The sequence below is a fragment of the Actinomadura viridis genome (genome assembly GCF_015751755.1).
In the GTDB taxonomy this organism is placed as follows: Bacteria; Actinomycetota; Actinomycetes; order Streptosporangiales; family Streptosporangiaceae; genus Spirillospora; species Spirillospora viridis.
This window is the reverse complement of record NZ_JADOUA010000001.1, coordinates 5,524,583-5,539,043: the sequence shown is the minus strand read 5'-3', so window position 1 is coordinate 5,539,043 and position 14,461 is coordinate 5,524,583. Positions and strand designations below refer to the sequence as shown.

Below are 14,461 nucleotides of genomic sequence, written 5' to 3'. Positions count from 1 at the left end.
CCTCACTTCGGCGCATCCACGGGAGTCCCCACGAATGTTTTCCATGCGACAACTATCCACGAGGAACAAGCGTCTGCCAACCCGAGCGCCGGAGCGAGCCGGGCGGCCGGAGGGTGAGACGGGCCCTCCCGCTGGGCGCCGGAAAGTGTGAGAGGCCCCGCATCGCCTAGGGTGCATGCCAGATGAGACGTTCGCGGGGCACCCGGCCGACGCGCCGGAACGGTCCTGGGAACCGCACCCGAGACCCGGAAGGAAAAGGAACCAGTCAGGTGAGCGCCCCACGGTTGCCGGAGCACCTCGAACCGCTGCTGACGGACGAGCCCGTCCTGGACGTGTACGCGTACGGGCCGTGGCGGGTTCCGGTCGGGCTGTACGAGGAGCTGCGCGAGCGGGCGCGGGAGTTCAACCGCGATCCCCGCGCCGTCGTTCTCACCCGGCAGCTCAGCGAGTTCTACGGGCCCGGCACCTCGGCCGCGGGCGCCGAGCAGTGGTCCCTGCTGACCTTCCTGCTGGGGGCCTCGGCGCTGCGCGGCGGCTCCCGGGGCGACGTGGACTACGAACTGCTGGGGGACTTCCTGGCCACCCCGGAGCCCCCCGTACGGGACCCGCTGGCCTGGTTCACCCAGGGAGGACGCTGGCGCCCGCCGGGTCTGTGGCTGCCCGAACCGGCCGGGGACGACCGCGAGCGCCGTACCGTCATGTACGAGCTGGCCCGTGCCGGGCTGGACGTGTTCGCCGGGCTGGAGCCGCTGGAGGAGCGGCGGGCCGCGCTGATGGAGATCTTCGACCGGCGCGCGGAGGACCCGGCGCTGCGCGAGGAGGCGATGACCGCGCCGCAGGACCGCCTGGAGGCGGTCTGGTCGGCCGGGCTGCCGGACGCCACGCTGGCGGTGCTGCCCGAGCTGGCCGGCCCGGTGGGCTATCTGGGCTGGGCGTGCGCCGGGCTCGACGCCGCCCACGAGCGCCTGGCCGGCACCCTGGGGGAGGGCGAGCCGCTGGAGACCGCGCTCGCCCGGCTCATGCTGGCCGCGGAGGTGACGGCCGTTCCCGCGGAGATGGCGGTCGCCCTGGGCACCGCCCGCTACGAGAACCTGACCGACCGGCTGCGGGCGCTGGGCACCGGATTCGCCGCCGAGCCCTGGCAGCAGGAGACGCGGGCCTGGCTGGCGCGCGGGCTGGTCGCGGGGGAGGCCGACGCCTGCCGCGCCTGGCTGGACATGGCGGTGCGCGTCACCGGCGCCGTCCAGGGGCTCCCCGACTCCGCCACCAGCCCCCGCTGCCGGGTACCGGTCCGGGCGTTCCAGCACGACCTGCGGAGGCTCTTCGACCACCGCCCGGTCGCCAACCCGATGGCCCGATGGCTGAACCGGGCCACCGAGCCCACCGAGCCCACCGAGCCCGCCGAGTCCGCCGAGTCCGCCGAGTCCGCCGAGTCCGCCGAGCCCGCCGAAGACCTCGCGGTGGACGGTGCCGCGGAGAGCGCGGACGCCGGGACGGCGCGGCGACCCACGCCGTCCGCGCCGTCCACGCCGTCCGTGGAGCCGCGCCCGGACCGTGCCGGCCTCCCGGCGGCCTCCCAGGCGGCCCCGCTCGCCGACCCGCTGGGCGGGGCCCTGGTCGGCCAGCCCGAGCTCTCCCGTGCGCTGCGGGAGGCCCTCGCCGCCCGGGTCGCGGGACGGCGGCCGGCGCGGCTGCTCGTCTCCGGCTCCGAGGGCACCGGCAAGGGCACCGCCGCCGAACTCCTGGAACGGCTGCTCGTGGAACGCGGCCTGATCCGTGAGGCGCTGTGGATCTCCGACCAGGTGTTCGCCTCCCTCGGGATCAGCGACGCGGTGCTGTGGCTCCAGGCCCGGGTCCGCGACTGCGTCGAGGGACGCCTCCTGCTGGTGATCGACGACCTGGAGCGGCTGGTCGGCTACGAACGCTGCGGCCCCGCGGCCCTGGAGGAGCTGCGCCGGCTCATGGCCCGCTTCCCCGGCCTCGACGTCGTCGCCCTGTGCCGCCCGGGGGGCGACCGGCGGCTGTTCGACGCCAACCCCGCCCTGGTCCGCGCCTTCGAGGTCACCCGTACGCGGGAGTTCGGCGAGGAGGAGTACGCCGAGCTGTTCCACCGCGCCGTCGCCGCCCGCGAGGCCCGGGTGACCCGCGAGGTCGCCGCGGCGGCCGGAGTGCTGATCAGCCGCACGCCGCCGCTGCTCAACCTGCGCGGCGCCCGCCTGGTCGAGCATCTGGCCGCGCAGAGCGTCGCCGCCGCGCAGGCCCGTACGGCCGCCGCGCGGCGCCACGCCACCGGGCCCGCGGCGGACGGCGAGCCGGTGGAGGTCACCGCGGCCGACCTGCCGCACCGCCCGGCCACCGGCCGCGGCGCGGTGACCGACCCGTTCGCCGAGCTGGCCGCCATGGCCGGGATCGAGCCGGTCAAGCGGGAGGTCGAGGCGCTGGTCGCCGAGGCGAAGGCGGCCCGGCTGCGGCAGGAGGCGGGGATGGCGGTGGCCTCCCGGCCCCGGCACCTGGTCTTCACGGGCAACCCCGGGACGGGCAAGACCAAGGTCGCGCAGATCCTCGGCAAGATCTACGCCGATCTGGGGGTGCTGTCCAACGGCCACCTGTTCGAGGTCGACCGGGCCGACCTGCTCGGCGAGTACACCAGCGAGAGCGCGGTGAAGGTGCGGCGCGCGGTGGAGCGGGCGCTGGGCGGGGTGCTGCTGGTCCGGGACGCGCACGCGTTCGCCTCGGCGGAGGCGGTGCGCGGCCGGGAGATCGTGGACGTCCTGCTGGCGGCCGTGCAGGCCCATCCCGACGACCTCGTGGTCGTGCTGACCGGCCCCGAGGCCGAGCTGAACGGGCTGCTGAAGTCGCACGCCGACCTGGCCGCCTACTTCCCCCGCACCGTCCGCTTCCCCGACCTCACCGACGAGGAGCTGGTCGAGGTCTTCCGGGCCAAGGCCGCCGACGCCGGGTTCGCCCTGGCCGACGGCGTGCTGGACCGGGTGGCCGCGCTGGTCCGGTCCGCGCCGCGCGACCGCGGCTTCGCCAACGCCCGCGTCATGAACGCCGTGCTCGACCGGGCGGTGGCGATGCAGGGCCGCCGGGTGCTGGCCGACGGCATCGTGGACGAGACCGAGTCGCTGGACGAGATCCTGCTCGCCGACGTGCCCGACACCCTGACCCCGAGCCGCGACGGGGTCCCCGGCGATCCCCTCGACGAGGTGGAGCGCCTCATCGGCCTGGACGAGATCAAGCGGGAGATCAGCGCGCTGGTCGCCGAGGCCCGGATGGAGGAGCGGCGCCGCGAGGTGGGCGTCCCGCTGGCGTTCCCGGCCCGGCACATGGTGTTCATGGGCAACCCCGGCACCGCCAAGACCACCGTCGCCCGGCTGATCGCCGCCGTGTACGCCCAGCTGGGACTGCTGTCCTCCGGCCATCTGGTGGAGGTCACCCGCGCCGACCTGGTCGCCGAGTACATCGGGCAGACCGCGCACAAGGTCCGGGACGCGGTGGAGCGGGCGCTGGGCGGGGTGCTGTTCGTCGACGAGGCGTACGCGCTGACCGCGGGCGGCGGCGACCGCCGCGACTTCGGCCACGAGGCCGTCGCCGAGCTGCTGAAGCTGATGGAGGAGCACCGCTCCGACCTGGTGGTGATCGTGGCCGGGTACGACGCCGAGATGGAGCGGTTCCTGAAGTTCAACCCCGGCCTGGACTCCCGCTTCCCCAAGGCGCTGCGGTTCCCCGACTACACCGACGACGAGCTGGCCACCATCTTCGAGTCGATGGCCGCCGAGGCCGGTTTCGAGCTGGCCGGCGGGGTGCTGGCCGCGCTCCGCCGGCGGCTGGCCGCCGAGCCGCGCGGCGCCTCGTTCGGCAACGCGCGGCTCGTCCGCAACGTGCTGGAGGAGGCCATCTCGCGGCAGGCGCAGCGGATCACCGCGGCCGACGACACCGGTCCCGGGGAGGTCGACCCGGCGGAGGTACGGCTGCTGCGCCCCGAGGACCTGCCCGCCGAGCCCTCCAGGCGCGAACCGGACCTGCCGCGCGGGCCGTACATCTGAGTGCCCCGCCCGCGGCCGTGCGCCGTGGCCGTGTGGCCGTGCGGCAGTCGTGGACGGGCGGTGGCCGTGTGCCGCGGCTGTGCGGCAGCCGTGCGGCGGGCGGGGCCACGGGCGGGGCCGGGGGTCAGCCGGTGCGGTAGGCGGCGGCCTGGAGGCCGTAGAGGTCGGCGTACAGCCCGCCCAGCGCCATCAGCTCCCGGTGGTCCCCCTCCTCGACGACCTTGCCCTGCTCCAGCACGTAGATCCGGTCGGCGTGGCGCACGCTGGCCAGCCGGTGCGTGATCAGCAGGACGGTGCGCCCGTCGGCGTGCGTGCGGATCCGCTCGAACAGATGGTGCTCGGCCCGCGCGTCCAGGGCGGCGGTCGGCTCGTCGCAGATCAGCAGCGGCGCGTCACGGAAGAACCCGCGCGCCACCGCCAGCCGCTGCCACTGCCCGCCCGACAGCTCGGCCCCGCCCTCGAACCGCCGGTCCAGCAGCGTGTCGTAGCCGCGGGCGAGCTCGGCCACCACCTCGTCCGCGCCCGACGAGCGCGCCGCGGCCAGCAGCGCCTCCTCCGGCGCCTCGCGGCCCATGGTGATGTTCTGCCGGGCGGTCATCGGCCAGCGCGTGTACTCCTGGGCGATCACCGCGATGCGTTCCCACAGGAGCTCGGGCGCCACGGTGCGCAGCGACACCCCGTCCCAGCGGACCTCCCCGCCGTCCGGGTCGTACAGCCCGGCGAGGATCTTGGCCAGGGTGCTCTTGCCCGAGCCGTTCTCGCCGACCAGCGCGACCACCTCGCCCCGCACGATCTCCAGCGAGACGCCGTTGAGCGAGGGCGTGTCCGCCCCCGGGTAGGTGAAGGTCACGTCCTCGACGACGATCCGGCCGAAGCCGTCCGGCGGGCGCACGGCCGCGGGGGAGGGCCCGCCGTCGCGGCCGTGCCCGGCCGCGACGGACCGTTCGGGCACCCGCTTCTCGGCGGCGGCGCAGAACTCGAGGTAGTCCCCGAAGTACAGCCCCTCCTCGTAGCACCGGTTGACCGCGAACACCAGGTTGACCAGCGAGCTCTGCCCGGCCCGGATGGCCAGGACGGCGGTCCCCGCCACCGCCAGGGGTACCGCGCCCTTCCACAGCATGAGCCCCAGCGCCACGTAGACGGCGGCGGTCGCCACCCCCTGCATCGCGTCACCGAAGACACGCGCGATCACCTGCCGCCGTGCCAGGTCCAGCTCGACCCCGCGCTGGTACGCGGCGACCCGGTCGTACTCGCCCAGCAGGAACCCGCGCATGGTGAACGAGCGGATCTCGGCCGCGTGCCGGCGGTCGGCCATGAGGTCGGCCAGGATCCACTTGCGCCGCCGCGCGCCCACCAGGGTCAGCTCGGTCATGTACCGCATCCGCGCCGTCCGGATCGACGCCCATCCCTCCGGCACCACGGTGAGCAGCAGCAGCGGCAGGAGGACCGGGTGCAGCACGCCCAGCGTCCCGGCCGCCGCGAACATCCCGACCGCGCCGGTGAGGACGTCGACCGCCTGCTGGACGACCGCGGGCGCCGCGACCATGCCGCGGCCCTCCGCGCGCTTGAGGTCGTCCAGGAACGCCGAATCGTCGAGGGCGGCCAGTTCCACGGCCGTGGTCGCCTCGTACAGCCGCAGCTCGACCACCCGCTCCACCTTCGGCGCCAGCCGGGACTGCGCCCAGCCCGCCGCCGCCTGCAGTCCGGCCCGCAGCGCGGCGGCTCCCGCCACCAGCGCCAGCGAGGGCAGCGCCGTGCGGACCCGTTCGGGGGTCGGCCCGGCGCTGAAGAGCGCGGTCAGCACACCGGTGGTGGCCAGCAGCCCGAACGCGGTGAAGACGCCCGCGGCCAGGTTGCAGCCGATGGTCATCGCGGTGTCGGCGCGGCCCGCCCGCCAGGCCAGCCGCGCCGAGCGGACGATCACCGCGGGCAGCCGCCGCGCCATCGTCCGCATGCTCGTCCCGGCGAGCTCCCCGGACCGGGCCCTCCACATGTTGGCCGCGAGGTCGGGCATCAGCGCGGAGTCTGGGGCCGCGTCCGGCCGCGCCCGGCCCTCCCTCCGGGGGAGGAGGCGCGGCGGGCGCGGCAGGCGCCTCCTCGTCCCGCCCGCGGGTTCCCCCCGGCGCCCGCGTATCCGTCCGTACCTGGAGGAACGTGATCGAGATTCCTTGCGCACACGCATCAGCCGCCTCTGCCCGCGGCGACCCCCAGGAGCAGTGTGCATCGCCGGGACGACGGGGACCGCTTTTTCATCGCATTCGGTGATGATGCGGAGGCGTGGACAATCATGCGGGGGACTGAGGCGGTCTGCGGCGGGTTGCCCTAAGGTCTACGGCATGACCGACGCCTGGCCAGGACGAGAGGGACGCCGGATGGCGCGCGACAGGGCCTCAGCGCGGGCGGAGTACGCTGAGCGCGGCCCGTACGACGGCGATCCCTACGCGGATCCCTACGGCGATCCCTACTCGGGGGACCAGTACCGGGGGCAGGGCCCTCACGACGACGTCCCGCGCCGGTACCGCAGGCGCCGCTGGCCGCGGATCCTGGCGATCTTCCTGGTGATCGTGCTGGTCCTGGCCGTCGGCGGCTACTTCTACCTCGACTCCCGGCTCAAGCGCGAGGCGGTCCTGGACCAGCCGGGCCGGCTGGCCGACACCCCCGGCACCAACTGGCTGATCGTCGGCTCCGACAGCCGCGAGGGGCTGACGGCCGCCGACCGCAAGCGGCTGGCCACCGGGCGGGCGGGCGTGGGCCGCCGGACCGACTCGATGATGCTGCTCCACTACGGCGCCGGCGGCACCTCGCTGATCAGCCTCCCGCGCGACTCCTACGTCCCCATCCCCGGCCGCGGCATGAACAAGCTCAACGCCGCCTTCGCCTTCGGCGGGCCCAAGCTCCTGGTCAAGACGGTCGAGCAGGCCACCGGCGTGCGGATCGACCATTACGCCGAGATCGGCTTCGCCGGGTTCGTGGGCGTGGTGGACGCGGTCGGCGGCGTCGACATCTGCGTCAAGGAGCGGATGCGCGACCCCAAGGCCGGCCTGAACCTCCAGCCGGGCTGCCAGACGCTCAACGGCTCCCAGGCGCTGGGCTTCGTGCGGACCCGCGCGTCCGCCCGCGCCGACCTCGACCGGGTCGAGCGGCAGCGGCAGTTCTTCGGCGCGCTGATGAAGAAGGCGTCCGGTCCCGGCGTGCTGCTCAACCCCGTCCGCAGCGTCCCGCTGGCGCTCAGCTCGACCAGCAACTTCCTGGTGGACGAGGACGACCACCTCTACGACCTGGTCCGGATGATGTGGGCGATGAAGGGCGTCAGCGGCGGTGACGGCGTCACCACCTCGGTCCCGATCGGCGGCGCCGGCTCGTCCCCGTCGGCAGGCTCGTACATCACCTGGGACAAGCGGAAGGCGTCCACGATGTTCGACGCCCTGAAGAACGACGAGAAGATCCCCGCCGGCGTCATCGCCAAGTGACCGGGCCGGCCGGGGGCACGGCCGCTCCGCCGCGCGGTTAGAGTCGGGTCATGTCCGATGTGACGCCCGACCCCGCCGCGCGGCTGGAGAAGCTGTCGTCCAAGGAACTGCACGACCTGGCGGTCGCCCGTGCCCGCGAGCGCCGGGACGTGGGCTTCGTGTGGGAGCTGCTGCGGGCCATCCCCGCCGCCGCGGCCTCGATCGGCAACCTCGACCGCGCCAGGTTCGACCTCCTGCACGGCCTGTCGCTGCTGGACGAGCTCACCCACGCCGACGAGGGCGCGATGGCCGAGGCGCTGCGCCCGCTCTACCTGGACTACCTCGTCCGGCACGGTTCCCCGTCGGAGACGTGACGTCCCCGGACCCCCGCGGGCGGGTCCGGCCGTGTCTTTACCTTCTTTTGATTTCCGAACCGTTCCCACGGGGAATCACCCTCCGTAAGAATATGGCGTCGGAGGGTGATGGACGTGAACAAGAAGTATGTGAAGCTGGCCGCTGGAGCGTTCGTGCTGTGGTACATCATCACCCGGCCCGACGCGGCCGCCCACGTGGTGAACAGCGCGTTGAGCGGGCTCGGCGGCGCGGCCGAGTCCATGTCGCAGTTCGTGAGCGCCCTGGCCTGACCCCTGACGCGCCGTCCCTCGGCCCCGTACCCGCCCGCCGGGTACGGGGTTCTTGCGCGCGGGGGCATCACGCGCCGACCCGTGTGTCACAGTAAAATGTCGCTTTGCGGGCAGAAGCAGCTGGGCACAATTGAATCGGGTCAGTGTGTCGCTGTGCTACTGAGGGACGGGCGTACCGATGAATAAGAAGCACCTCCGTTACGTGGGCATCGCCTTCTTGGCCTTCTACCTCCTCAGCTCCCCCCGGGATGCGGCCGCCGTGGTCAACAACGCCTTCGCCCAGCTCGGCGAGGCGGGCAACCAGATTGCCGCCTTCGTGAACGCGTTGGGGACCTGAGCCGGGCCGCCCTCGGCGCGGAGGGCGGTACGGACGGACAGGCCCGATCTCTCCTAAGATCGGGCTCATGTCTGTCTACGAGGTTGAGATCGGGGGTCTGCGGGGCGGTTCCGCAGACCTCGCGCAGTACCGGGGCAAGGCCGTACTGATCGTCAACGTGGCCTCCAAGTGCGGCCTGACTCCCCAGTACAGCGGACTGGAGCGGCTGCAGGAGCGGTACGCCGAGCGTGGCTTCACCGTCCTCGGCGTTCCCTGCAACCAGTTCATGGGGCAGGAACCGGGCACTCCCGAGGAGATCGCCGAGTTCTGCTCCACGACGTACGGCGTGTCCTTTCCGCTGACCGAGAAGATCGAGGTCAACGGGGAGGGACGGCACCCCCTCTACGCCGCGTTGACCGGCACCGCCGACGCCGAGGGGCACACCGGCGACATCCGGTGGAACTTCGAGAAGTTCCTCATCGCCCCCGATGGCACGGTGGCGGCCCGCTTCTCCCCGCAGACCGAGCCCGAGGCGGCCGAGGTCGTGGCGGCCATCGAGAAGAACCTGCCCGGCTCCTCACTTTGAGCCTTGGAGGATGCTGAGCAGACCCCGGAGCGCAGCGGAGGGGGCTGCTCAGCAGGTTTGTGCCGGGGTCTGGGGGCGTCCCCAGAGGGGCTGCTCAGCTGGTCTGCCGCCCCTCGGTTGCCCGCTGTTCGACAGGGGGTCTAACGTGGGCCGCGCGTAGACGCGGAGGTGACCATGGGCTGGACGGCGGCGGACATTCCGGATCTGCGGGGGCGGCGGGCGGTCGTCACCGGGGCCAACAGCGGGATCGGCTACCACACCGCGCTGGAGCTGGCCCGGCACGGGGCCTCGGTCGTGCTGGCCTGCCGCAGCGCCGAGCGCGGGCAGGCCGCCCACGACCGGATGAGGGCGGAGGTTCCGGACGCGGAGATCGAGCTGGCCGCGCTCGACCTGGCCGACCTGGCCTCGGTACGCGAGTTCGCGCGGCGCCAGGCCGGCCGCCCGCTGGACGTCCTGGTCAACAACGCCGGTGTGATGGCGCTGCCACGCCGCGGCACCGCCGACGGCTTCGAGATGCAGTTCGGCACCAACCATCTGGGGCATTTCGCCCTGACGGGCCTGCTGCTGCCCGCCCTGCGCGCGGCGGACTCGCCGCGCGTGGTCACCGTGACCAGCGGGTTCGCCTGGGCCGGGCGGCTGCGCTTCGACGACCTCCAGGGTGAACGGCGCTACCAGAAGTGGGGTGCCTACGCCCAGTCGAAGCTGGCGAACCTGGTGTTCACCAAGGAGCTGGGCCGTCGCGTCCCCGAGGTCACCAGCGTGGCCGCCCACCCCGGGTTCGCCGCCACCAACCTGCAGCAGGCGGGCCCGCGTATGCAGGGCAGCAAGTTCATGGAGCGCGGCGCGGGGATGCTCAACGCGGCCGTCGCGCAGTCCGCCGCCGCGGGCGCCCTGCCGACCCTGTACGCGGCCACCGCGGCCCAGGTCGAGCAGGGGGCCTGCTACGGCCCCCGCATCGTGCAGTGGAGGGGCGCCCCCACCAAGGTCCCGACCCACCCGCAGGCCGGGCGGGCCGAGCTCGGCGCCCGGCTGTGGGAGGTCTCCGAGTCGCTGACGGGCGTCCGCTACGAGATCCCGGCCACCGGCTGACCTCTCACGCTCCGCGCCGGCCGCCCGCGGCCCCGTCCTCGGCGGGCGGGGCGGCCAGGCCGTGGACGGCCTGCGCGACCGCCGCGCGGACGATGGCCCCGGCCTGCGCGGGCCGGTCCTGCGCCAGCCTGGCCGCGGCGTCCACGATCCCCTGGATCAGCTCGGCCCGCAGCAGGGGCTCGGGCACCCCGCCCTCGGCGAGCGCGGTGACGAGCGGGCTGAGCAGCTGCGCGTGCCCGTCGCGGATGCGCGCCCGCGCCGGTTCGGCCAGGACGTGGTCGACCAGGGCGACGGCCGCCGCGTGCCGGCCGTCGGTCATGACCTCGAGCTGGGTCCGGACGTAGGACTCGACCTTGCCGGTGAGGTCGCCGGACTCCTCCAGGGAGCCCCGTACCAGCGACGCCCACCGCGGCAGTTCCGCCTCCACGATCGCGGCGACCAGGTCGTCCTTGGAACGGAAGTACTCGTACAGGCCGGGCCGGGACAGCCCCGCCCGGCGCGCCAGCGCGGCCAGGGACAGCGCCTCGATGCCCTCCTCGGCGACCAGGGCGCGGGCCGCGTCCAGCAGCGTCCGCAGCCGGCGCGCGCGATGCTCGGCGACCGTGGGCTCGCTGATTCTCGGCACCGGCCCAGTCTAGTTTCCGGGGACGGGACGGGCACCCGGTCAGGGAGCGGTGGCCAGGTCCCAGTCGAGGGTCGCGGGAAGGGCGCCCTCCAGGGTGAGGAGCCAGCGCTTCACCTCGACCCCGGAGCCGCCGCTGTATCCGCCGAGGCCGTTGGCGGCGACGACCCGGTGGCAGGGGACGATCAGCGGGATGGGGTTGCCGCCCATCACCTGCCCGATGGCCTGCGCCGGGACGCCCGCGGCGCTGCGCTCGCCCAGCTCGCCGTAGGTCACGACCTGGCCGTACGGGACGGACTCGTACAGCTTGGTGAGCACCTGCCGCTGGAGCGGGGAGGTCAGGCGCCAGTCGATCGGCAGGGTGAAGTCGCGCGGCTCGCCGTCGAAGTAGGCGGCCAGCCCGGCCAGGGCGGGGGCCAGCCGGTCGGGGTCGGTCACCACCGGCAGGCCCGCGCGCTCGGCCGCGCGGGCGCGGGCGCCGGGGCCGTCGCGGAAGGCCAGCCAGGCGACGCCGGTCTCGGTGGCGCCGACCAGCAGCCGGCCGAGCACGGTGTCGAGCGCGCCGAAGGCCAGGGAAGGGTTCATCTCACTCTCGTCCGTCGGGCCGTCGCGGGTCCGGTCCCCGCCCGCTCAGGACGAGGGCCGCCATCATGGGCAACACCAGCAGCATCGCACCGGTTGCGAGCGCGCCGTACGACAGGGCGGTGACGACCACCCCGGCGGCCAGGCCGCCGAGTGCCGCGCCCGCGTTCATCAGCAGGTCCGACAGGCCCTGGACGGCGGGACGCCGGTCGGCCGGGACCGACTCGGTCAGCAGCGCCGACCCGCCCACCAGCCCGAACGACCAGCCGAGCCCCAGCAGGACCAGGGCGATCGTCAACCGGGTCACGTGGTGCGGTGCGGAGAGGGCCGCCAGCGCCGTCGCCACCGCGAGCAGGACCATCCCGGCCATGAGCACGGGGACGCGCCCGAACCGGTCGGCCAGCCATCCGGGCAGCGGGGCCAGCGCGTACATCCCGGTGATGTGCAGGCTGATGACGATCCCGACGACCGAGAGGCCGGCGTGGCCGTGGTTGAGATGGACCGGGGTCATGACCATGACCGAGACCATGACGACGTGGCTGACGACGATCCCGGCCACCGCGAGGCGGGCGCGGGGGACGGTCCGCAGGACGTGCCAGCCGCCGGAACCGCGGCGTGCGCGCCCCTTCCGCCGTCCGCGTCCAGGCGCCACGGGCGCGGCGGGGGCGGCACCGGCCGGTTCGGGGAGGGCCTCTTCCTGGGGCTCGCCGGCAGAGGGTCTCTGGAGGAGCCGGGCCGTCTGGAGCGGGTCGGGCCGCAGCAGGGCCCAGATCGCGACCAGCGTCAGGCCGAAGGTGATCGCCGCGAGGCCGTACGGCCCGGCCCAGGGGGCCAGGCCCAGCTCCTGCCCGATCCGGTCGGCCGGGTCGGCCAGGTTGGGGCCCGCGATCGAGCCGATGGTGGTGGCCCAGACGACCAGCGAGAGGTCGCGGGCGGTGTGGCGGGGACCGGACAGGTCGGTGGCCGCGTAGCGCGCGGCCAGCCCGCCCGCGCTGCCGCCGCCGGCCAGGAACAGCCCGATCGCCAGCAGCGGCCAATTCTCGAGCGCGGCGGCGACCGCGGCGATCGTCATGCCCACGGCGGCGCAGCCGTAGGCCAGCGACAGGGCGGCGCGCCGGCCGTGCCGGTCGGCCATGCGCGCCATCGGGACGGCGAGCACCCCGGCGCCCGCGACCGCGCTGGTCTGCGCGAGCCCGCCGACGGCCTCCGACCCCGACAGCGTCGCCGCGGCCAGCGTGCTGATCGTGATGCCGGTGCCCGCGCCGATGCCGCCGAGGACCTGCGAGGCCGTGAGCACGCCCAGGACGCGGCGCTGCCGTGGATGCCGTCCGGAACGGGCCCGTTCCGCGGTCTTGTCCGCCACCGTCATGGCGACCCCGTTCAGTCAGTAATGACAGGACATGTCGGTCATGAACTGCCGGATCACTTTACGGGAGCGGGGTATCAAGGCAAGCGGTTATGGGCGGGTGAGGGCGCCGCGTAGCCGGTCCCTTCCCGGCCGGCTCGGCTCGACCTCTCCGAAGGCCGCCACGATGCGCTCGCACAGGTCACGGGCAGGAGTGAGGCCGCCGCGCACGCGGCCGCAGACGGGCGGGGCGGTTTCCGGCGGGTGCGCCGACCGGCCGGGACCCTCCCGCGCCACGCCGCCGCGGAACGGGGTCGTGCGCGGGCTGGGGGGTACCGGGGGTACGCTCGATGACGTGCGAAGGTTCTTGACCCCTGGCTGGCTCGGGCTGCATGCGATCGCGATCGTCCTGGTCGTCGCCTTCCTCGGCTTCGGCTGGTGGCAGTACGACCGTGCCCAGGCCGGCAACGACCGGAGCTGGGCCTACACCTTCGAGTGGCCGATCTTCGCCATCTTCGTGGTCGTCATGTGGATCAAGATGATGCGCGACGAGGTGAACGGCGACCCCGCCGGCAAGGCCCCCGCGGTCATCGAGGAGCCCGCCGAGGCCGAGGTCAAGCGGAACATCATCCGTCAGCAGGAGGAAGAGGACCCCGCGCTGGCGGCCTACAACCGCTACCTCGCCCGTCTCAACTCCGAGAGCCACCGGCGCGACTGACCCCGCCCCCCGCATCACGCACCCGTACCCGTACCCGTGTGACCCCGTACGCCCAGAGGAGAGATCAGTGGAAGCCGCCATCAACCGGTACCGCGTCATGGCCATCGTCGTCGGCGTGATGCTGCTGCTGGTGGTCTTCGTCGGCATGCCGGTCCGCTACATCGGGGGCAACGGCACCCCCTCGGCGATCATCTCCCCGATCCACGGCGCGCTCTACATCGTTTATCTGGCCATCGCCTTCGACCTCTACCGCAAGGCGAACTGGCCGCTGAAGCAGATGGTCCTGATGGTGACCGCCGGCCTGATCCCGTTCCTCGCGTTCTTCATCGAGCGCAGGATCGTCGGCGACGCCCGCGCGGAGCTGGAGAGGCGCGACGCGAAGCAGGACACCCGGCCCGCCGACCTGGAGACCCAGGCCCCCGGCCAGGTCTGACACCCGCGGCCGGCCCCCGTTCACGACCCCCGTTCATGAGCCCCGTTCACGAGCCCGGCGCATGCCGCGGCCCGTGGGGCCAGGGGTGCCTCCACGGGCCGGGCTTCGCAGCGCTCTGACACTGCCGGGAGCGGCCTGGACGGGGGTCGGATCTGAGTCCCGGCCGCCCCATCTTCGATGGGTCACAGCGTGTCCTCGTGCTCGACGCTCACCTCGCTCTCCCTCAAGGACGGTCGGTTGCGGAAAGGACCGGGCCGGCGGCGCGGCTCGGCTGCGCCGCCGGCCCGGTGCGGAGGACCCCGGCGCCGCGGGGGCCTGCGGCGGCGGGATCCACTCGGAGGTCCGCCCGAAGGCGCACGCGAACGTGGCCGCGCGGTGGTCGCGCCGGCCCGGCTCGACGGAGCCCGGCCGGGCCCGGACGGCCGAGGACCCGAGGTGTATCCGGGCCGTGCCGCGTCGCCACCGGCCCGACGCAAAGGGGGAAGGCACCGGTGGCGACGCGGCGGGCCGGGAACGCCCTCGGCCGTCCCGACCGCGCGGTCGGAGAGGCGGCGGTCGGCGTGCCGTCTGGTCCACCCCATGTGCCCCTCCCGGGTCGGTCTGGGCTGGGGCGGGGCCTTTGCCGCCC

At 74.1% G+C, this 14,461-nt stretch carries 13 protein-coding genes; 9 read left to right on the top strand and 4 right to left on the bottom strand.

The features are described from left to right. The first annotated feature begins 269 nt into the window (after positions 1-269). Positions 270-4,049, top strand: coding sequence for an AAA family ATPase (locus tag IW256_RS42825; protein ID WP_197013313.1), 3,780 nt, complete (start codon positions 270-272; stop codon positions 4,047-4,049). Positions 4,050-4,173: 124 nt separating this feature from the next. On the opposite strand, the gene IW256_RS25120 is transcribed toward IW256_RS42825, so the two are convergent. Continuing rightward, the gene (locus tag IW256_RS25120; RefSeq protein WP_197013312.1) at positions 4,174-6,063 is read right to left on the bottom strand and encodes an ABC transporter ATP-binding protein; all 1,890 of its coding nucleotides are present in this window, start codon (positions 6,061-6,063) and stop codon (positions 4,174-4,176) included. Positions 6,064-6,385: 322 nt separating this feature from the next. Here IW256_RS25120 and IW256_RS25115 point away from each other — a divergent pair, with 322 nt between their 5' ends. From IW256_RS25115 to IW256_RS25090, 6 genes are all read left to right on the top strand, one after another. After that, positions 6,386-7,519, top strand: a complete 1,134-nt coding sequence (locus IW256_RS25115; RefSeq protein WP_231403917.1) for an LCP family protein — start codon at positions 6,386-6,388, stop codon at positions 7,517-7,519. Between the two features lie 50 nt (positions 7,520-7,569). Then, a complete protein-coding gene (locus tag IW256_RS25110; protein ID WP_197013311.1) occupies positions 7,570-7,872 on the top strand; it encodes a hypothetical protein in 303 nt (100 codons plus the stop codon). Between the two features lie 114 nt (positions 7,873-7,986). Continuing rightward, positions 7,987-8,142 carry a hypothetical protein gene (locus IW256_RS25105; RefSeq protein ID WP_197016851.1) on the top strand — a complete coding sequence of 52 codons (156 nt, stop codon included), beginning with the start codon at positions 7,987-7,989 and terminating at the stop codon, positions 8,140-8,142. A gap of 178 nt (positions 8,143-8,320) precedes the next feature. Beyond that, positions 8,321-8,479, top strand: a complete 159-nt coding sequence (locus tag IW256_RS25100; protein WP_197013310.1) for a hypothetical protein — start codon at positions 8,321-8,323, stop codon at positions 8,477-8,479. A 67-nt stretch (positions 8,480-8,546) separates the two neighbouring features. Then, on the top strand, positions 8,547-9,044 hold the full coding sequence (locus IW256_RS25095; protein ID WP_197013309.1) for a glutathione peroxidase: 498 nt from the start codon (positions 8,547-8,549) through the stop codon (positions 9,042-9,044). A 174-nt stretch (positions 9,045-9,218) separates the two neighbouring features. Beyond that, positions 9,219-10,133 carry an oxidoreductase gene (locus tag IW256_RS25090; protein WP_197013308.1) on the top strand — a complete coding sequence of 305 codons (915 nt, stop codon included), beginning with the start codon at positions 9,219-9,221 and terminating at the stop codon, positions 10,131-10,133. A gap of 4 nt (positions 10,134-10,137) precedes the next feature. On the opposite strand, the gene IW256_RS25085 is transcribed toward IW256_RS25090, so the two are convergent. From IW256_RS25085 to IW256_RS25075, 3 genes are read right to left on the bottom strand one after another with little or no spacing between them, the layout of a single operon-like run. Next, positions 10,138-10,758, bottom strand: a complete 621-nt coding sequence (locus IW256_RS25085) for a TetR/AcrR family transcriptional regulator (protein ID WP_197013307.1) — start codon at positions 10,756-10,758, stop codon at positions 10,138-10,140. Positions 10,759-10,797: 39 nt separating this feature from the next. Then, positions 10,798-11,340: a methylated-DNA--[protein]-cysteine S-methyltransferase gene (locus IW256_RS25080; protein ID WP_197013306.1), complete on the bottom strand. Its 543-nt coding sequence runs from the start codon at positions 11,338-11,340 to the stop codon at positions 10,798-10,800. 1 nt (position 11,341) lies between these two features. Beyond that, positions 11,342-12,706 (bottom strand): MFS transporter, encoded by a 1,365-nt coding sequence (locus IW256_RS25075; protein WP_197013305.1) that lies wholly within the window; start codon positions 12,704-12,706, stop codon positions 11,342-11,344. Between the two features lie 331 nt (positions 12,707-13,037). Between IW256_RS25075 and IW256_RS25070 the strand changes: the two genes are divergently transcribed. Then, positions 13,038-13,400: a hypothetical protein gene (locus tag IW256_RS25070; protein WP_197013304.1), complete on the top strand. Its 363-nt coding sequence runs from the start codon at positions 13,038-13,040 to the stop codon at positions 13,398-13,400. A 67-nt stretch (positions 13,401-13,467) separates the two neighbouring features. Further along, a complete protein-coding gene (locus IW256_RS25065) occupies positions 13,468-13,833 on the top strand; it encodes a DUF3817 domain-containing protein (protein WP_197013303.1) in 366 nt (121 codons plus the stop codon). Positions 13,834-14,461 lie beyond the last annotated feature (628 nt).